18 protein-coding genes are annotated in these 17478 nt (G+C 34.5%); 16 read left to right on the top strand and 2 right to left on the bottom strand.

The features are described from left to right. The first annotated feature begins 131 nt into the window (after positions 1 to 131). Complete coding sequence (locus AAYQ05_RS01165) at positions 132 to 911, top strand: L-fucose dehydrogenase (RefSeq protein ID WP_343540606.1); 780 nt, start codon at positions 132 to 134, stop codon at positions 909 to 911. Between the two features lie 152 nt (positions 912 to 1063). Here AAYQ05_RS01165 and AAYQ05_RS01170 read toward each other — a convergent pair whose 3' ends face one another. Beyond that, complete coding sequence (locus AAYQ05_RS01170; RefSeq protein WP_343540608.1) at positions 1064 to 1960, bottom strand: AraC family transcriptional regulator; 897 nt, start codon at positions 1958 to 1960, stop codon at positions 1064 to 1066. 170 nt (positions 1961 to 2130) lie between these two features. On the opposite strand from AAYQ05_RS01170, the gene AAYQ05_RS01175 reads away from it, so the two are divergent. The 5 genes from AAYQ05_RS01175 (at position 2131) to AAYQ05_RS01195 (ending at position 6800) form a co-directional block, all read left to right on the top strand. After that, positions 2131 to 3786 carry a UxaA family hydrolase gene (locus tag AAYQ05_RS01175; RefSeq protein ID WP_343541151.1) on the top strand — a complete coding sequence of 552 codons (1656 nt, stop codon included), beginning with the start codon at positions 2131 to 2133 and terminating at the stop codon, positions 3784 to 3786. A 37-nt stretch (positions 3787 to 3823) separates the two neighbouring features. Continuing rightward, positions 3824 to 4588: an SDR family NAD(P)-dependent oxidoreductase gene (locus AAYQ05_RS01180; protein ID WP_343540609.1), complete on the top strand. Its 765-nt coding sequence runs from the start codon at positions 3824 to 3826 to the stop codon at positions 4586 to 4588. A gap of 252 nt (positions 4589 to 4840) precedes the next feature. After that, complete coding sequence (locus AAYQ05_RS01185; protein ID WP_111423052.1) at positions 4841 to 5695, top strand: fumarylacetoacetate hydrolase family protein; 855 nt, start codon at positions 4841 to 4843, stop codon at positions 5693 to 5695. A 10-nt stretch (positions 5696 to 5705) separates the two neighbouring features. Beyond that, on the top strand, positions 5706 to 6041 hold the full coding sequence (locus tag AAYQ05_RS01190; protein WP_343540611.1) for an L-rhamnose mutarotase: 336 nt from the start codon (positions 5706 to 5708) through the stop codon (positions 6039 to 6041). Positions 6042 to 6194: 153 nt separating this feature from the next. Further along, positions 6195 to 6800 carry a hypothetical protein gene (locus AAYQ05_RS01195; RefSeq protein ID WP_278019942.1) on the top strand — a complete coding sequence of 202 codons (606 nt, stop codon included), beginning with the start codon at positions 6195 to 6197 and terminating at the stop codon, positions 6798 to 6800. A gap of 48 nt (positions 6801 to 6848) precedes the next feature. On the opposite strand, the gene AAYQ05_RS01200 is transcribed toward AAYQ05_RS01195, so the two are convergent. Continuing rightward, on the bottom strand, positions 6849 to 8099 hold the full coding sequence (locus tag AAYQ05_RS01200) for an NAD(P)/FAD-dependent oxidoreductase (RefSeq protein WP_198854991.1): 1251 nt from the start codon (positions 8097 to 8099) through the stop codon (positions 6849 to 6851). Positions 8100 to 8200: 101 nt separating this feature from the next. Here AAYQ05_RS01200 and flxA point away from each other — a divergent pair, with 101 nt between their 5' ends. From flxA to AAYQ05_RS01250, 10 genes are all read left to right on the top strand, one after another. Then, positions 8201 to 9721 carry a flexirubin biosynthesis tyrosine ammonia-lyase FlxA gene (flxA, locus tag AAYQ05_RS01205; RefSeq protein WP_343540612.1) on the top strand — a complete coding sequence of 507 codons (1521 nt, stop codon included), beginning with the start codon at positions 8201 to 8203 and terminating at the stop codon, positions 9719 to 9721. A 40-nt stretch (positions 9722 to 9761) separates the two neighbouring features. Further along, complete coding sequence (locus tag AAYQ05_RS01210; protein ID WP_343540613.1) at positions 9762 to 10970, top strand: WG repeat-containing protein; 1209 nt, start codon at positions 9762 to 9764, stop codon at positions 10968 to 10970. 95 nt (positions 10971 to 11065) lie between these two features. Next, entirely contained in the window at positions 11066 to 11797 is a 732-nt protein-coding gene (flxB, locus tag AAYQ05_RS01215; protein ID WP_343540614.1) for a flexirubin biosynthesis SDR family reductase FlxB, read from the top strand. 175 nt (positions 11798 to 11972) lie between these two features. Beyond that, the gene (locus AAYQ05_RS01220) at positions 11973 to 13208 is read left to right on the top strand and encodes a beta-ketoacyl-[acyl-carrier-protein] synthase family protein (RefSeq protein ID WP_343540615.1); all 1236 of its coding nucleotides are present in this window, start codon (positions 11973 to 11975) and stop codon (positions 13206 to 13208) included. Further along, positions 13201 to 13455 carry an acyl carrier protein gene (locus AAYQ05_RS01225; RefSeq protein ID WP_008465907.1) on the top strand — a complete coding sequence of 85 codons (255 nt, stop codon included), beginning with the start codon at positions 13201 to 13203 and terminating at the stop codon, positions 13453 to 13455. The genes AAYQ05_RS01220 and AAYQ05_RS01225 overlap by 8 nt, the downstream gene beginning before the upstream one ends. Continuing rightward, positions 13456 to 14355 carry a lysophospholipid acyltransferase family protein gene (locus tag AAYQ05_RS01230; RefSeq protein ID WP_343540616.1) on the top strand — a complete coding sequence of 300 codons (900 nt, stop codon included), beginning with the start codon at positions 13456 to 13458 and terminating at the stop codon, positions 14353 to 14355. Between the two features lie 137 nt (positions 14356 to 14492). Next, entirely contained in the window at positions 14493 to 15395 is a 903-nt protein-coding gene (locus tag AAYQ05_RS01235; RefSeq protein ID WP_198854996.1) for an NADPH-dependent FMN reductase family protein, read from the top strand. 17 nt (positions 15396 to 15412) lie between these two features. After that, positions 15413 to 16546: a dialkylresorcinol biosynthesis protein DarB gene (gene darB, locus AAYQ05_RS01240; protein WP_343540618.1), complete on the top strand. Its 1134-nt coding sequence runs from the start codon at positions 15413 to 15415 to the stop codon at positions 16544 to 16546. Further along, a complete protein-coding gene (locus tag AAYQ05_RS01245) occupies positions 16546 to 16974 on the top strand; it encodes a hotdog family protein (RefSeq protein WP_343540620.1) in 429 nt (142 codons plus the stop codon). The genes darB and AAYQ05_RS01245 overlap by 1 nt, the downstream gene beginning before the upstream one ends. Before the next feature lie 9 nt (positions 16975 to 16983). After that, a complete protein-coding gene (locus tag AAYQ05_RS01250; protein WP_343540621.1) occupies positions 16984 to 17451 on the top strand; it encodes a hotdog family protein in 468 nt (155 codons plus the stop codon). The last annotated feature ends 27 nt before the right edge of the window (positions 17452 to 17478 follow it).

Consider the following 17478-nt stretch of genomic DNA (forward strand, 5'->3'; position numbering starts at 1 on the left):
AAAACAAATCTAGATTTGAACACATAGTTTATGTGAATTTAGATAAATGAAATGCTTTTTTTAGACAAAGATGAGCCATGATTCTATGTGTTTAAAAATATATTAGCAATAAATTATAATAAATAAAAATCATGCAGTTATCATTAACCAAAAAAATCATTATCGTTACGGGAGGTGCAAAAGGAATCGGTTTAGGAATCGTTAAGGTTTTAGCCGAAGAAAATGCTATTCCGTTTATCGTTGGACGTAACGAAAATGACAACATCAAAGCCGTAGAAGAATTAAAAGCCAGTGGAAAAGAAGCGCACCAAGTTGCCGCCGATTTAACAAAACCAGAAGACTGCAAAAAAGCCGTTGAAGCCGTAATCGCAAAATTCGGCCGCATTGACGGACTTGTAAACAATGCCGGAGTTAATGACGGTGTTGGATTAGAAAACGGAAATTATGAAGATTTCACTGCTTCTCTTCACAAAAATTTAGTGCACTATTATTTAATGGCACAACACGCACTTCCGTATTTAAAAGAATCAAAGGGAGCAATTGTAAACATTGGTTCTAAAACTGCCGAAACGGGTCAAGGCGGAACCTCAGCTTACGCCGCTTCAAACGGAGGTAGAAACGCTTTAACCAGAGAATGGGCGGTTGAATTATTAAAATACAGCATTCGTGTAAACGCAGTAATTGTAGCTGAATGTTACACTCCTCTTTACGAAACCTGGATTAATACTTTTGAAAATAAAGAAGAAAAACTAGCTGCAATTACCAAAAATATTCCGTTAGAAAACAGAATGACAACAGCAGAAGAAATTGCAAATATGGTAGTTTTCTTATTGTCTGAAAAATCAAGCCATACCACAGGACAGATTATTTATGTTGATGGTGGTTACACCCATTTAGACCGATCTATTTAATTTTTTTAGTTTGCCACGAATTACACTAATTTCCACTAATTTATATTTCTAAACAAAAAATTCGGGTTAATTTGTGTAATTCGTGGCAACTTATTTATTTCTCACGCAGATTTGGCAGATCAAGCAGATTTGTATAAAAATCCTTTTAATCTTTATTCCCGATAGCTATCGGGAGTGGCAAAACTAACCTTCGCATTATTCTTAAAATCGGTCGGCGTAATTCCTTTAACTTTTTTGAAAAGCTTATTAAAGTTCGAAGCTGCTTTATAACCGCATTCATATGCAATTTCAGACATGCTTTTATCGGTTTCTAATAACAATTTGCAGGCATTCGAAATTCTAATTTCGTGCAGATAATCTATAAAATTCTTTTTCGTTTTTACCCTGAACATTCTACAGAAAGACGTTCTTGTCATATTTGCGACAGCGGCAATTTCTTCTAAGGAAATATTCTTTTTATAATTTTTGTTGACGTATTGAAAAACCTCCGAAAGACGATCTACTTTCGAATCCTTCTGCATCAACGAATAAATTTCATCATTAATGTAAATCGTATCCTGACTTTCAGAAAGAATAGATAAAATCTCAAAAAGTCCAACAATAACTTCAAAGTCCTTTTTAGAAACTAATTTCTCCAGTTTTTTCGCAATCTGTTTGTTGGTTTTTCCAATAATCGAAATTCCTTTTCCTGCCTGAAAAAAAAGTTCATTGATTTTTTGAGTTTCTTTTAATTCGTAAAAAGTCGGTCCAAAAATATCTTTATGAAAATATACGACAATCGAATTGGCTTTTAAATCCTCAATTCCCTGATAATATTTTTCATCATTCAGCCAAACATGAGGAATATCAGAACCTAAAAAAACCATATCGCCAGGCGCAAAAGGCATAACCGAATTTCCAATAATTCGCTTGCCATAACTCTCTTTTACATACACCAATTCCAATTCTGGATGCGAATGAAACGGCGCTTGAAAAAAAGGTTCAATACGATTTAAGACCGAAACTTTCGTGTTGAGATAAGACGCTATTTTCGTTTGTTCCAATTTCATACTGCAAAGATAATTAAAGATTAGATACGGATAATATTAGACTATTAACCAATGTGTAAAAAAGCTAATTTTATTTTTCGTTAACTGCCCGAATTCTATACAAAATCAAAGGATTAAATTGTTTTAAAACGAAAGCGGTGACATCAAAAAAAGAAAAAAACAACAACACAATGTCTGACAATAACACAAAAAAACTGGTTGTAAAACTGCATCCAGACGATAATGTATTGGTTGCCTTAACCGATCTTCAAAAAGGCGAAACCATTCATTTTGAAAACGAAACTTACGTTTTACAAGACCTCATCAAAGCCAAACATAAATTCTACATGCAGGACATGAAGCAGGGAGAAGAAGTAAATATGTATGGTGTTTTGGTTGGAAAAGTGCAAAACGATTTGGCAAAAGGAAGCCTAATGACAACCGAAAACCTTAAACATGCTGCAGATCCGTACGCTTATAGAAATGCTTCTTACGAATGGAATGCGCCTGATGTTTCAAAATTCGAAAACAGAACTTTCAAAGGTTACAAAAGAAAAGACGGACGAGTTGGAACAGCAAATTACTGGCTTTTTATCCCAACTGTTTTTTGTGAAAATAGAAATTTGGACGTAATCAAAGAAGCTTTGCACAAACAATTGGGTTATGCTGTAACGGACAAATACAATCAATTTACGCACGAATTGCTAGAAGGTTATTTGAACGGAAACGACATTAACGATATCAACATTGAATTAAATCCGACTCCAAGAAACAAACGTGTTTTTGAAAATGTGGACGGAATTAAATTCTTAAATCACCAAGGCGGTTGTGGCGGAACTCGTCAAGATGCTTCTACTTTGAGCGCTTTATTGGCTTCTTATGCCAATCATCCAAATGTGGGCGGAATCACGCTTTTGAGTTTAGGATGCCAGCATTTACAAGTTCAAGATTTTGTAAACGATGTAAAAAGACAGAATCCAGAATTTGATAAACCATTGTTTATTTTTGAACAGCAGCAGACAGAAAGCGAAGAAGTTTTGATTACCAATGCCATCAAAAAAACGTTTGAAGGTTTAATTGAAATCAATAAATACGAAAGAACCGATGCCCCTTTGAGCGATTTATGCATTGGTGTAAAATGTGGCGGAAGTGACGGCTTCAGCGGTGTTTCTGCAAATCCTGCTGTGGGTTATACTTCAGATTTAGTCGTAGCTTTAGGCGGAAAAATTCTTTTGGCTGAATTCCCAGAATTATGCGGTGCCGAGCAAAATTTAATCGACAGATGTGTTACTGAAGATAACGCTAAAAAATTCATCGACTTAATGGAATCTTATGATGAACTGGCTCATAAAGTGGGTTCTGGTTTTCATATGAATCCTTCTCCAGGAAATATCAAAGACGGATTAATTACGGACGCCATCAAAAGTGCTGGAGCAGCCAAAAAAGGCGGAACGTCTCCCGTAGTTGATGTTTTAGATTATACCGAATTGGTTACAAAACCAGGTTTAAGTTTGGTTTGTACGCCAGGAAATGACGTTGAAGCAACAACTGGAAAAGCCGCTTCTGGAGCAACTTTAATTTTGTTTACAACTGGATTGGGAACTCCGACAGGAAACCCAGTTTGTCCTGTAATTAAAGTGGCAACAAATTCTGTTCTAGCAACCAGAATGAAAGATATTATCGATATTGACTGCGGACCAATCATTAGTGGCGAAAAATCTATTGAGGAAATGGGCGAGGAAATTTTAGAATATTGCATCAAAGCGGCAAGCGGCGAAATTATTCCGAAAGCAGTTCAATTAAACCAAGACGATTTTATTCCGTGGAAACGCGGCGTATCTTTGTAAAAGACTATTAAAAACAACTCATAAAAATTTATATCAAATGTTTTCATTACAAAATAAAAAAGCAATTATCACTGGCGGTGGAAGCGGAATTGGAAGAGCTATTTCGGTTTTATTTGCTAAACAAGGATCTGAAGTTCATATTTTAGAATTGACGGAAGAAAGCGCAAAAGAAACTGTTGAAGAAATTAAATCGGCTGGCGGAAATGTTTTTGCTCACGCTTGCGACGTTTCAAACCACGAACAAGTAAATTCAACTTTCCAAAAAATCGGAAATATCAATATTCTAGTAAACAACGCGGGAATTGCCCACGTTGGAAAAGTAGATACAACTTCAGAATCTGATTTTGACCGTATTATGAATGTAAACGTAAAAGGAGTTTACAACTGTCTTCATGCTTCGATTCCGGCACTAAGAAATTCTGGCGGAGGTGTAATTTTAAACTTAGCTTCAATCGCTTGCTGGGTTGGAATTCCTGATCGTTTTGCTTATTCTACTGCTAAAGGCGCTGTAATGGCTATGACTTTATCGGTTGCAAAAGATTATTTGAATGATAAAATCAGATGTAATTCTATTTCTCCGGCGAGAGTTCACACACCTTTCGTAGACGGATTTATTGCTAAAAATTATCCTGGAAAAGAAGAAGAGATTTTCGAAAAATTATCACAATCACAGCCAATTGGCCGTATGGGAAAACCAGACGAAATCGCAACTTTAGCATTATTCTTATGCAGCGACGAATCGTCTTTCATCACAGGTTCAGATTACCCAATTGATGGAGGTTTTATTAAATTGAATAACTAAAAATTATTTAGCCACAGACTTAAAAGATTAAAACTACTCGATCTGCTAAATCTGCGAGCAAAAAAATAAAGCCACAGATTTAAAGGATTAAAAAGATTTTTATTTCCTGCTTTTGTCAGGCTGAGCGAAGTCGAAGCCCACGTCCAATTGGAACGCCCTTCGACTTCGCTCAGGGTGACAATCTAAAAGAAATCATTCTAATCCTTTAAATCTGTGGCAAAAAAATAAACACATTACTAAAAAAATTAAAATATGAAACTTATAAGATTCGGAGAAGAAGGAAAGGAAAAACCAGGAGTTTTACTAAATGAAAAAAGATACGATGTTTCGTCTATTGTAACAGATTACAACGAAGCTTTTTTTGAAAATGACGGTTTAGCGAAATTAGAAGAAGCTTTAAAAAATAATCCTTCATTGCCAGAAGTAAGCGATTCAGTACGTTTAGGTTCGCCAGTGGCACGTCCTTCAAAAATTATCTGCATCGGATTAAATTATGTGGATCACTGCGAAGAAACTGGCGCTGCAATTCCAGAAGAACCAATTATTTTCTTTAAATCTACAACTTCTTTATGCGGACCAAATGACAATTTGATCATTCCAAAAAACAGCGAAAAAACAGACTGGGAAGTAGAATTAGCATTTGTTGTAGGTAAAAAAGCAAGCTATGTTTCTGAAGAAGATGCACCAAACTACATTGCAGGATATTGCCTTTTGAATGATTACAGCGAAAGAGCATTCCAAATCGAAAGAGGCGGACAATGGGCAAAAGGAAAAGGTTCTGATACCTTCGCTCCTCTTGGGCCAATTATGGCAACTCCAGACGAAGTTGGCGATGTAAATAATCTTAAAATGTGGCTTACGGTAAACGGAAAAACGTTCCAAAACAGTAATACATCAAACTTGATTTTTAAAATTCCATTTTTAGTACATTACTTAAGTCAGTTTATGACCTTGCTTCCTGGCGATGTTATTAGTACGGGAACACCTCCGGGAGTTGGATTAGGAATTAAACCAGATCCAATTTACATTAAAGCGGGTGACGTAATCGAATTAGGAATTGAAGGTTTAGGCACAAGCAAGCAAACTGCTGTAGCTTACCAAGGATAAATTTTAGATTATGGCAACACAAAAATTCTATCTGGCTTTAGACCTAAAAGATGATGCAGACTTAATTGCAGAATATAAAGAACTGCATGAAAATGTATGGCCAGAAATTAAAAAAAGCATTCAAGATTCTGGAATCGAAGTTCTTGATATCTACTGCACCGGAAACCGATTGTTCATGATCATTGAAGCCGATGCCGATTTTACTTTCGAAAAGAAAGATGCGGCTGATGCTGCAAACGAAAAAGTTCAGGAATGGGAAACTTTAATGTGGAAATTCCAGCATGCTTTACCTTGGGCAAAGCCTGGGCAAAAATGGATTTTAATGGATAAGATTTTTGGATTGTAACATTAACATTCAATAAATTTTTAAAAGACTGTCAATTGTGGCAGTCTTTTTTTTAAAACAATATCCAAGAAAAAGATTACTTTTTTAATGCTTGCAATTTAAATCCTTTTAATTATTTTAGCCCACAAAAAAACTAATCAATTAACCAAAAAAATGAAAAAACTAATTATTGCATGCTTCTTTATTTCAGGAGCGATGTTTGCTCAGGACATTAATATTGTTCAAGGCAATTTTGACTTTTTAAAAGATCAAAAAGAAATCAATACCGTATTTGATTATAGTAATTTTACTATGATGAAGGAGAAAAAGTCTGAAGCGCAATACGTAAAAGAGCACAAAGCAGATTTAGATGAAAAGGCAAAAGGAAATGGAAATCTTTGGGAAAAAAGATGGATCGTGGCAAAAGATCAAATATGGACCCCAAAATTCTTAGAAATTGCAAACGTTGTTTTGACTAAGGAAAAGAAAGAATTAAACTTTCAAGAAGGATTAAATACTCCTTATACTTTAATTGTACAGGCAGTTTGGATTTATCCAGGTTGGGATGCTGGAATCATGAAACAGCCAGCAAAAGTAACAACCAATTTAAAGTTTGTTGAAACGGCTAACAAATCAAATGTCTTGTTAGAAATTAACAGTGAGGAGGCTCCTGGAGATCAATGGGGAAGCAATTTTAATAATGAAACTCGAATTGGCGAAGGATTTGCAAAAACTGCAAAAACAATGTCTAAACTTATTGTAAAAAAAGCATATAAATAAAAACATATTCCTACATAGTGAATTGTTTTTCAATAAAAAAAGCCCTGATTATTCAGGGCTTTGTTCTTTTTGCATATTTAATAAATACGCCATATTAGCAATTACGTGATCATGTTTCTTGACAAACGAATTTTCTTCGTTCCAAACATAACCTGCTAAAACCGCACATATTTTTTCTTTTACTTCTGGATTTTCAGGCTGGTGAAAAAACAAAGTCTGAAGATTTCCTGTGTACCATTCTTGTACATAAGTCGTGAAAACGGCAATTCCACGTTTCATGTATTGCGTGAATTCCACTTCCCAATCAACCGGAATTCCTTGCGATTCCTTTAAATATAATTTTGCTGCCAGCATTCCAGATTCGGTTGCAAAAGCAACTCCCGAAGAGAAAACTGGATCTAAGAATTCTGAACTGTTTCCTGTCAAAGCAAAACCATCGCCATACATTCTTTTTACCGCTCTTGAGTAATTTTCTAATTTAACAGGCTCAAATAAAAACTCTGTTCCAGCAAATCTTTTAATATAATAATCAGACTTCTGAATGGCGTTTCTCAAAGCCTCTGCATTGTCTTTATTTTCAGAAAGAGAATTGATAAAATCCGTCGGACCAACAACGCCTAAACTTGTATTTCCGTTAGAAAACGGAATCACCCATAGCCAAACTTCGGTTTCCAGAATATCAAAAGAAATTTGAGTTCCCTCTACTCCTTCTTCTCTATTAATATCTTTAACATGCGTAAAAATCGAAGAATGCGGATCTAGTTTTGAAGGCGTATCCAAATCTAAAAGTCTCGGCAAAACGCGTCCGTATCCGCTCGAGTCAATGATAAATTTAGCGTGAATTTCTTTTAGGTTTCCGTCTTTGTCTTTTACGATAGTTTTTGAATTTTTTCCTTCAAAAGAAACTTCCAAAACTTCAGTTTCAAATTCTAAATCAATTCCTTTTCTTATGACTTCTTGAGCCATTGTATTATCAAAATCAGCTCTTGGAACTTGCCAAGTCCAATCCCAGCCTTCGCCAAATTTTACACTAAAATCAAAATTGCAGATTTCTTCTCCTCTGATAAAACGAGCTCCTAATTTCTTTTCAAAGTTCATTGCATCTAGAGCTTCAAACAATTCTGCCTCAGCAAAATGATCCATTACACGCGGAATAAGGCTTTCGCCTACTACAAGTCTTGGAAACTTTGTTTTTTCTACAACTTTAACCTTTACATTGTTTTTATAAAGATAAGATGCCGAAACACATCCAGATGGTCCTGCACCAATCACTAAAACATCAACAAACTCCTTTGTCATATTAGAATTATTATCATTAATTAACCTACATTTGCCATCATCAAAATAACTACATTTATTTTGATAAATAAAATTAAATTAGCGCAATCAAAATCGATTTAATGAATACAATAAATGAATATTTAAGTTTAGCAGAATTTGAAGCTATAATCTTTGGAAAAAGCAAAGTTGCCATAAGCGATGTGGTTTTAAATCGAGTAAACGAAAGTTTTAATTTCTTAAAAGAATTCTCAGGAAACAAAGTAATTTACGGCGTAAATACAGGGTTTGGACCAATGGCTCAATACAGAATTAAAGAGTCTGACCAAATCCAGCTGCAATATAATTTAATTAGAAGCCACTCTTCTGGAACAGGAAAACCATTAAATGCAGAGTGCGCAAAAGCGGCAATTCTAGCTCGATTAAATACACTTTCTTTAGGAAATTCGGGAGTTCATTCTTCTGTAATTCATTTAATGGCAGAATTAATCAACAGAGATATTACGCCTTTAATTTTCGAACACGGCGGTGTTGGTGCCAGTGGAGATTTAGTACAATTATCACACTTAGCTTTAGTCTTAATTGGCGAAGGTGAAGTTTTTTATAAAGGAGAAAGACGCGCAACTGCAGGAGTTTTCGAAATCGAAGGCTTAAAACCAATTCAGGTAGAAATTCGCGAAGGTTTGGCGTTAATTAACGGAACTTCTGTAATGACAGGGATTGGAGTTGTAAATGTTCATTATGCGAAAAAATTATTAGACTGGTCGTTAAAAGCTTCTTGTGCAATTAACGAATTGGTTCAAGCTTATGACGATCATTTCTCAGAAGAATTAAACCAAACTAAACGTCATAAAGGACAACAGGAAGTTGCAGAAAGAATGAGACAAAATCTTTCTGACAGTACTTTAATCCGTAAAAGAGAAGACCATTTATATTCTGGCGAAAATACCGAAGAAATCTTCAAAGAAAAAGTTCAGGAATATTACTCATTACGTTGTGTTCCTCAAATTTTAGGACCAGTTTTAGAAACTATAAATAATGTAGCTTCTATTCTAGAAGACGAATTTAACTCGGCAAACGATAACCCAATTATAGACGTAAAAAACAAACATGTTTACCATGGCGGAAATTTCCACGGAGATTATATTTCGCTTGAAATGGATAAACTGAAAATCGTTATTACGAAATTAACGATGCTGGCAGAACGTCAATTGAATTATCTTTTGAACTCTAAAATCAACGAAATTCTTCCTCCATTCGTAAACTTAGGAACATTAGGATTTAATTTCGGAATGCAGGGCGTTCAGTTCGTAGCGACTTCAACAACGGCAGAAAGCCAAATGTTGTCTAACCCAATGTACGTACATAGTATCCCAAACAACAATGATAATCAAGACATTGTAAGTATGGGAACCAATGCTGCGGTCATTACATCAAAAGTTATTGAAAACTCATTTGAAGTTTTGGCAATCGAATTAATCACAATTGTTCAGGCAATCGATTATTTAAAACAAAAAGATCAAATTTCGTCTACAACAAAAAAATGGTACGACGATATCAGAAATATAATTCCAGAATTTAAGGAGGACCAAGTGATGTATCCTTTTGTTCAAAAAGTAAAAGATTATTTGATAAACAGTTAAAAATCTTTAATTTACAGTATTAATATTGAATCTTAAAATCATGAAAAAGTCTCTTGTTTTTTTATTGCTAAGCTGCATTCAATTTGTTAATAGTCAAGAATTAGCATTAGTTAAGAAAAATTCTAAAATTGGATATCTGTCTAAAGACGGATCTTTTAAAATCGAACCTCAATATAAGTCTGCTAAAAGTTTTTCTGAAGGATTGGCTGCTGTAGAAAATGGCGGAAAATGGGGATTTATAGACGCAAAAGGAACTTGGGTAATCCCTGCTGATTTTAAAGACGCTAAAGATTTTAACAGCGGAATTGCAGTTGTACAAAAAGACAAAGACTGGGTTTACATTAATACAAAGGGAGAAATTCAAAAAGGACCAACTACTGACAAAGTATTTGATTTTAATGACGGCGTTGCTTTCTTCAGACAAAATAATAAAGTGGGGTTAATCAACAACAAAATGAATGTTGTTTTAGAACCAAAATACGATCAGATCAAACCTTTTGAAAATGGTTATGCCAGAGTGGAACTGAACAAAAACTGGGGAATTATTGATACTAACGGAAAAGAATTGGTTGAACCAGTTTATGCCGAAGTTGGAAATTATTTTAAAGGAACAACTTGGGCAAGAAAAGACAAAACTTTCGGTCTTGTAAGCGGCGGAAAATTTGTTCCTGTTGACGGAGCTGAAAAAATCTGGGATTTTGAAACTCAAGATTTGACTTTCGCTAAAAAGAACGGAAAAATCGGTTACATCGATTTAAAAGGAAATTGGGCAATTCTTCCTATTTATGATAAAGGAAAAGCGTTCTCAAAAAATTTAGCTCCAGTTCTAGTTGGAAAAAAATGGGGATTCATTAATCCAGAGGGAAAATTTGTGATTGAACCAACTTACAACGATGCAGAAGTTTTTAGCACAAACGGTTTAGCTCCAGTAAAAGAAAGCAATTGGGGATTTATCAATGAATCTGGAAAACTGGTAATTCCAACTCAATACGGCATTACTGCAAATGCTATAATTGCAATGTTTGTACAACAAGACAAAGGATTTATTGATGGCGTTGCTCGAGTAAAAAACGAAGGAAAATGGGGATTTTTAAGACCTGACGGAACTGTATTGGCCAACCAATGGTTTGAAAATGCTGAATTGTTTTCTAAAAGTGCCGAAAAACCACAACCAGTAGCTGCTCCTGCTGAAAAACCAAAACAGGAAACTAAACCTGCGGCAAAACCAGCACCAAAAAAAAAGAAATAATATTTATCTCCAAATAAATTAGACATTTGCATTAATGAAATCGCATGCTATAAAGCGGTTTCATTTATGGCGAATAAAAAATAAACCCTACATCAATGAAGTGTGTATTAGTAACAGGCGGTTCGAGAGGAATTGGAAGTGCGATTTGTAAAAAACTGGCCGTAGAATCCGATTATCATATTCTGATTAATTATCATTCGAATAAAACAGCTGCCGAAGAAACATTACAAGAAGTACAAAAATTAGGCGCAACAGGCGAAATCTTGGGATTTGATGTTTCTAATTTTGAAGAAGTACAAAATGTTTTAACTGCTTGGCAGGAAGCAAATCCTGAAAAATTGGTTGAAGCAATTGTAAACAATGCCGGAATCACAAAAGATGGTCTTTTTATGTGGATGACACCAGAAGACTGGAATGGCGTTATGAATACAAGCGTAAACGGTTTCTTTAATGTTACGCAGTTTTTTATTCAAAAAATGTTACGTAATAAATACGGCCGAATCGTAAATATGGTTTCTGTTTCTGGAGTAAAAGGAACTGCAGGACAAACCAATTATTCGGCTGCAAAAGGTGCCATTGTAGCAGCGACCAAAGCTTTGGCTCAAGAAGTTGCCAAAAGAAATATTACTGTAAATGCTGTCGCTCCAGGTTTCATTAGAACCGATATGACAAGTCAACTGGACGAAAAAGAATTACTAAAACTTATTCCGGTTAACCGTTTTGGAGAAGCCGAAGAAGTAGCAGATTTGGTAAGCTTTTTGATTTCTAAAAAAGCAAGCTATATTACAGGAGAAATTATCAACATAAATGGCGGAATATATTCTTAAAGAATACTATGTTTGCGAGATTATTTTAAGATTTTTATACATAGAAAATTGCTCGCAAAGACACCGAGTCGCAAAGTTTAAGCAAAAAGACTTTAAAAAAACTTAGTGCCTTAGTGCCTTTGCGGCAAGATTAAAAAATTACACTTTAAGGATAAAAAATTACTTTTGAAAGACGATGAATAGACGAGTTGTAATTACTGGAATGGGAATTTATTCTTGTATCGGAACTTCTTTAGACGAAGTAAAAGATTCGTTATACGAAGGAAAATCTGGTATTCAGTTTGATTCTGAACGTAAAGAATTTGGTTTCCAGTCGGCCTTAACAGGAATGGTTCCGAAAGCCGATCTTAAAAATTTATTGACGCGAAGACAACGTATGAGCATCGGTGAAGAAACCGAGTATGCTTATATGGCAACTATAGAAGCATTAAAAAATGCGAACATTGATGATGCCTTTTTTGACGAACACGAAGTAGGCATCATGTACGGAAACGACAGTGTTTCTAAAGCAATCATTGACGCAACAGACATTGTACGCGAGAAAAAAGACACTGCCTTAATTGGTTCTGGTGCTATTTTTAAGTCGATGAATTCTACGGTAACGATGAATCTTTCGACGATTTTTAAACTTCGCGGAATCAATCTTACTGTGAGTGCGGCTTGTGCCAGCGGTTCTCACTCTATTGGTTTGGCTTATTTTTTAATTAAAAGCGGTTTCCAAGATATTGTCATTACTGGCGGCGCTCAGGAAATTAATAAATATGCCATGAGCAGTTTTGATGGATTAGGTGTTTTTTCTAACCGAGAAGGCGATCCGACAAAAGCTTCAAGACCTTTTGATATTGGTCGCGACGGATTAATTCCGAGTGGTGGTGGCGCAACTTTAATTTTGGAAAGTTACGAATCTGCAATTGCTCGCGGTGCCAATATCATTGCAGAAATTGGCGGTTACGGATTTTCTTCAAACGGAGGGCACATTTCAACTCCAAACGTTGAAGGACCTGCAACAGCTATGAAACGTGCACTTGATGATGCCAAATTAAAAGCTTCAGATATTGAATATATAAATGCTCATGCAACCTCAACACCTGTTGGAGATGCTAATGAAGCCAAAGCTATTTTTGAAGTTTTTGGAGAAAAAAATCCTCCGGTAAGTTCTACAAAATCCATGACAGGCCACGAATGCTGGATGGCGGGAGCAAGCGAAATCATTTATTCTATCCTCATGATGCAGCACGATTTTATCGCGCCAAACATCAATTTGGAAAACCCAGATGAAGATGCGTCAAAATTAAATTTAGTTAAAACTACGTTAAACAAAAAATTTGACATATTTTTGTCCAATTCTTTCGGTTTCGGAGGAACCAACTCTGCGTTGGTGGTTAAAAAGTTTAAATTGAACAATGAATAAAGAAGAGATTATAGCAAAAATTAATGGTTTTTTAGTTGATGAATTTGAAGTTGATAATGACGACATTGAACCAAATGCTAATTTAAAAGATACACTTGGGTTAGACAGTCTGGATTATGTTGACTTAGTCGTTTCAATAGAGGCAAACTTTGGTGTAAAACTAGTTGAAGCAGATTTTGTTGGAATTTCTGATTTTCAAAGTTTTTATGACTTAATCGAAACTAAAATAAAAGCCAAATCAGCTTAAATGAGTCAATGGGATGGTAAATCCAAAGGAACTGTTTTAGGTTATAAAATATTCGTTTTTTTAATTCAAAAAGCGGGTGTGAAAGCTGCTTATGTCTTACTTTATTTTGTTGCTTCTTATTATTTTTTATTTCTAAGAAAAAGCAACAAAGCCATTTTCTATTATTTTAAAGAAAGACTTCAATACTCCTATTTCAAATCCAAAAAAATGGTTTTCAAAAGCTATTATACTTTTGGACAGACCATTATTGATAAAGTTTCTATTTCGGCAGGAATGCGAAACAAATTTACCTATGAATTTGATGGAATAGAAACACTAAAAAAATTACTTGCCGAGAAAAAAGGCGGTGTTTTAATTAGCGCTCATGTTGGTAATTTTGAAATTGCAGAACATTTTCTAGGAGACATTGACCTTAATTTCCAAATTAATCTTGTTACAACAGATTTAGAACATTCTGCTATTAAGAATTATCTAGAAAGTGTTTCTCAAAAACCAACCGTAAAATTTATCATCATTAAAGAAGATCTCTCTCATATTTTTGAGATCAATGCCGCTTTGGCCAATAATGAATTAATCTGCTTTACTGGCGACCGTTATTTTGAAGGAACAAAATCACTTTCTGAAAACCTTTTGGGCAAAGAAGCCAATTTTCCTGCGGGTCCGTTTTTAATTGCTTCAAGATTAAAAGTCCCAGTAGTTTTTGTTTACGTAATGAAAGAACCAAACCTTCATTATCATTTGTACGCAAGAGAAGCCGAAGTAAAACATCGTGACGAAAAAGCGCTTTTGAAAGAATATGTAAAAAGCGTAGAAAGCATTTTGAATCGTTACCCTTTACAATGGTTCAATTATTTTGATTTTTGGAACCAGTTAGAAAACAAAAATTCATTGCCAAAATAACACCGAATAAACTCTTTTAACTTCATTTTTTTTGAATAAATCAAAAATTTAGGAATTCTAGGCCATTCGTAGGAATAAGAAAATTCGTTTAAATAAATTTACTTATTTTTGCTGACCACCAAAGCCAAAAAACCTAAATGAAAAATGTTCTCGTAATTTATTATACCCAATCTGGACAGTTGGAATCTATTGCAAAAAATATTGCAAAACCATTCTTAAATTCAGACGAAATAAACCTTACATTTCACGAAATACAATTAGAAAAACCGTTTCCGTTTCCATGGAACAAAGAATCATTTTTTGATGCCTTTCCAGAATCTTTTTTACAGATTCCAACCGCATTAAAACCTGTTCCTGAGGAAATTTTAAATACAAAATTTGACTTGGTATTATTTCATTATCAAGTTTGGTATTTATCACCTTCTATTCCGATCAATTCATTTTTGAAAAGTGATGATGCCAAGAAAATTTTGAACAATACACCTGTTATTACCATTAGCGGTTCCAGAAACATGTGGATTATGGCTCAGGAAAAAATCAAAGTTTTGCTGCGAAAAGCAAATGGCAAATTGGTTGGAAATGTAGCTTTGGTAGATCGTGTTGGAAATCTAATCAGCGTTATTACAATTGTAGAATGGATGTTTTCTGGGGTTAAGAAAAAATATTTAGGTATTTTTCCGCTTCCTGGAGTTTCAGAAAAAGATATTCAAGAATCAAGTCAGTTTGGAGAAATCATGCTTGATTCTTTACAGCAAAATAATTTAGCCCAATTACAGCCAAAATTGGTAGATGCTGGGGCTGTAAAAATAAGTTCATATCTGGTAACGGTTGACAAAACAGCCAATAAAATTTTTAATAAATGGTCAAATATCATTTATAAAAATCAAAAAAACCGAAAACAGCTGCTTAAAGTATTTAATGTTTATTTATTCCTTGCGATATGGTTAATCTCACCAATAGTGTATATATTGCACCTTATTACCTATCCGCTTAAGTTAAAATCTATAAAAAAGGAAACTCAATATTATCAGGGAGTTTAGAAGACGAAATTTAAATTATGTTTGAAGTATATATTACAAAAGCTGCAAAATATTTGCCAAACGAAGCCGTTTCAAATGACGAAATGGAAGCCTACTTAGGCCTTATCAATGATACTGCTTCTAAAGCAAGACGCATTATTTTGCGCAATAATAAAATTACAAGCCGATATTACGCTGTTGACAAAGAAGGAAAAAGCACTCACAGCAATGCTGAATTAACCAAAAATGCTATTTTACCATTATTTGACGAAAACTTTACGCCACAAGATTTAGAAGTACTTTCATGCGGGACCTCAACTCCTGACATTTTTCTGCCTTCGCATGCTGCGATGGTTCACGGTCTTTTAAAAAATAAATCGGTAGAATTAAACTCTTCAACAGGAGTTTGCTGTGCTGGAATGAACTCTCTTAAATTTGGTTTTCTTTCTATTAAATCTGGAAATTCACAAAATGCAATCTGCACAGGATCAGAAAAAGTTTCTACTTGGCTGAATGCTCAAAAATACAATCACGAGGCCGATAATTTAAAAAGCCTTGAAGAACAACCAATTATTGCTTTCAAAAAAGATTTCTTACGTTGGATGCTGTCAGATGGCGCAGGAGCTTTTCTTTTGGAAAACCAACCAAGAGGACCAATTTCACTTAAAATCGAATGGATGGAAGCTTTTTCGTATGCATACGAATTAGAAACTTGCATGTATGCCGGAGGTGATAAATTGGAAAATGGAGAAATTAAAGGCTGGAGCGATTATTCTCCAGAACAATGGTTGAATGAATCTGTTTTTTCAATTAAACAAGACGTTAAATTATTAGACGAATTTATCCTGTCAAAAGGTGCTGAAAGCATGAAAGACGCCATGGATAAAAACAATATTAAATCGGAAGATATTACGTATTTCATTCCTCACGTTTCTTCTAACTTTTTTGTTGAAGGACTGAAAAAAGGATTAAATGAAAAAGGTATCGGAATGAGCGATGACAAATGGTTCATGAATCTTTCTCGAGTTGGAAATGTAGGCTCTGCCTCTATTTATTTGGCTCTTGAAGAATTGATGAGTTCAGGGAATTTGAAAAAAGGAGATAAAATTTTATTATCTGTTCCAGAAAGCGGAAGATTTTCTTTTGCTTATGCCTATTTAACTGTTTGTTAATGGAAACAATGCTTTTAGAAAAAGAAATGGTCGAAAATTTACTGCCACAAAAGTTTCCTTTTGTGATGGTAGATGCTATGCATTCTTATTCTGAAACTTCTTTGGTTTCTGGTTTAGAAATTCAGCGCGAAAATATTTTTGTCTCAGACGATATTTTTCTTGAAGCTGGATTAATAGAACATATGGCACAATCTGTCGCATTACATACAGGATATCAATATTTTTTGAAAAACGAAGTTGCTCCAACAGGCTATATTGGTTCTATTAAAGAAATTGAAATTAAGAAACTTCCAAAGCTTAGCGATACTATTCAATCTGAAGTTACAATTCTGCAAGAATTTGCAGGAATTACTTTGGTTGATATTGTTACGACGTTAAATAATGAAGAGATTGCCAGAGGACAAATGAAAACCGTTTTGGCAAAATAAAAGCAATCGATGAAAACTAGTTCTGCAGTTGACATACAAAATTATTTACCGCACCGAGCGCCAATGCTTATGGTGGATTTGATTTTGGATATAGATGCCAACTTTGTAGAAACCATCTTTTTGATAAAAGAAGACAATATTTTTGTTCAGAATACTATTTTTATCGAAGCAGGTTTAATCGAAAATACAGCACAGACTTGTTCTGCAATTGTTGGAAAAAAATATTTTTTTGACGACAACGGAATCGAAAATGAAAACGTAAATGTAATTGGATTTATCAGCGCTTTAAAAAGTGTAAAAATTCATGCATTGCCAAAAGTTGGCGATACGATTATAACAAAAGCCAATCTGGTTTCTAAATTTGCGGGCGACGATTATACTTTGTGCACAATGAGCTGCAAAAGCTTACTCGAAGACCAGATACTCTTAGAATGCGAAATCAATCTATTTATTCAGAAGACGGTTTCGGTTTCGTAATAATTCCACTTGAAAATAATAAAACTA

This window comes from Flavobacterium movens (assembly GCF_039581425.1).
Classification (GTDB): domain Bacteria; phylum Bacteroidota; class Bacteroidia; order Flavobacteriales; family Flavobacteriaceae; genus Flavobacterium; species Flavobacterium luteolum.

What these genes read in the sequence shown, in the direction of transcription:
- AAYQ05_RS01165 (WP_343540606.1), top strand. Translation starts at nt 132, where the DNA reads ATGCAGTTATCATTAACCAAAAAAATCATTATCGTTACGGGAGGTGCA.
- AAYQ05_RS01170 (WP_343540608.1), bottom strand. Translation starts at nt 1,960, where the DNA reads ATGAAATTGGAACAAACGAAAATAGCGTCTTATCTCAACACGAAAGTT.
- AAYQ05_RS01175 (WP_343541151.1), top strand. Translation starts at nt 2,131, where the DNA reads ATGTCTGACAATAACACAAAAAAACTGGTTGTAAAACTGCATCCAGAC.
- AAYQ05_RS01180 (WP_343540609.1), top strand. Translation starts at nt 3,824, where the DNA reads ATGTTTTCATTACAAAATAAAAAAGCAATTATCACTGGCGGTGGAAGC.
- AAYQ05_RS01185 (WP_111423052.1), top strand. Translation starts at nt 4,841, where the DNA reads ATGAAACTTATAAGATTCGGAGAAGAAGGAAAGGAAAAACCAGGAGTT.
- AAYQ05_RS01190 (WP_343540611.1), top strand. Translation starts at nt 5,706, where the DNA reads ATGGCAACACAAAAATTCTATCTGGCTTTAGACCTAAAAGATGATGCA.
- AAYQ05_RS01195 (WP_278019942.1), top strand. Translation starts at nt 6,195, where the DNA reads ATGAAAAAACTAATTATTGCATGCTTCTTTATTTCAGGAGCGATGTTT.
- AAYQ05_RS01200 (WP_198854991.1), bottom strand. Translation starts at nt 8,099, where the DNA reads ATGACAAAGGAGTTTGTTGATGTTTTAGTGATTGGTGCAGGACCATCT.
- flxA (WP_343540612.1), top strand. Translation starts at nt 8,201, where the DNA reads ATGAATACAATAAATGAATATTTAAGTTTAGCAGAATTTGAAGCTATA.
- AAYQ05_RS01210 (WP_343540613.1), top strand. Translation starts at nt 9,762, where the DNA reads ATGAAAAAGTCTCTTGTTTTTTTATTGCTAAGCTGCATTCAATTTGTT.
- flxB (WP_343540614.1), top strand. Translation starts at nt 11,066, where the DNA reads ATGAAGTGTGTATTAGTAACAGGCGGTTCGAGAGGAATTGGAAGTGCG.
- AAYQ05_RS01220 (WP_343540615.1), top strand. Translation starts at nt 11,973, where the DNA reads ATGAATAGACGAGTTGTAATTACTGGAATGGGAATTTATTCTTGTATC.
- AAYQ05_RS01225 (WP_008465907.1), top strand. Translation starts at nt 13,201, where the DNA reads ATGAATAAAGAAGAGATTATAGCAAAAATTAATGGTTTTTTAGTTGAT.
- AAYQ05_RS01230 (WP_343540616.1), top strand. Translation starts at nt 13,456, where the DNA reads ATGAGTCAATGGGATGGTAAATCCAAAGGAACTGTTTTAGGTTATAAA.
- AAYQ05_RS01235 (WP_198854996.1), top strand. Translation starts at nt 14,493, where the DNA reads ATGAAAAATGTTCTCGTAATTTATTATACCCAATCTGGACAGTTGGAA.
- darB (WP_343540618.1), top strand. Translation starts at nt 15,413, where the DNA reads ATGTTTGAAGTATATATTACAAAAGCTGCAAAATATTTGCCAAACGAA.
- AAYQ05_RS01245 (WP_343540620.1), top strand. Translation starts at nt 16,546, where the DNA reads ATGGAAACAATGCTTTTAGAAAAAGAAATGGTCGAAAATTTACTGCCA.
- AAYQ05_RS01250 (WP_343540621.1), top strand. Translation starts at nt 16,984, where the DNA reads ATGAAAACTAGTTCTGCAGTTGACATACAAAATTATTTACCGCACCGA.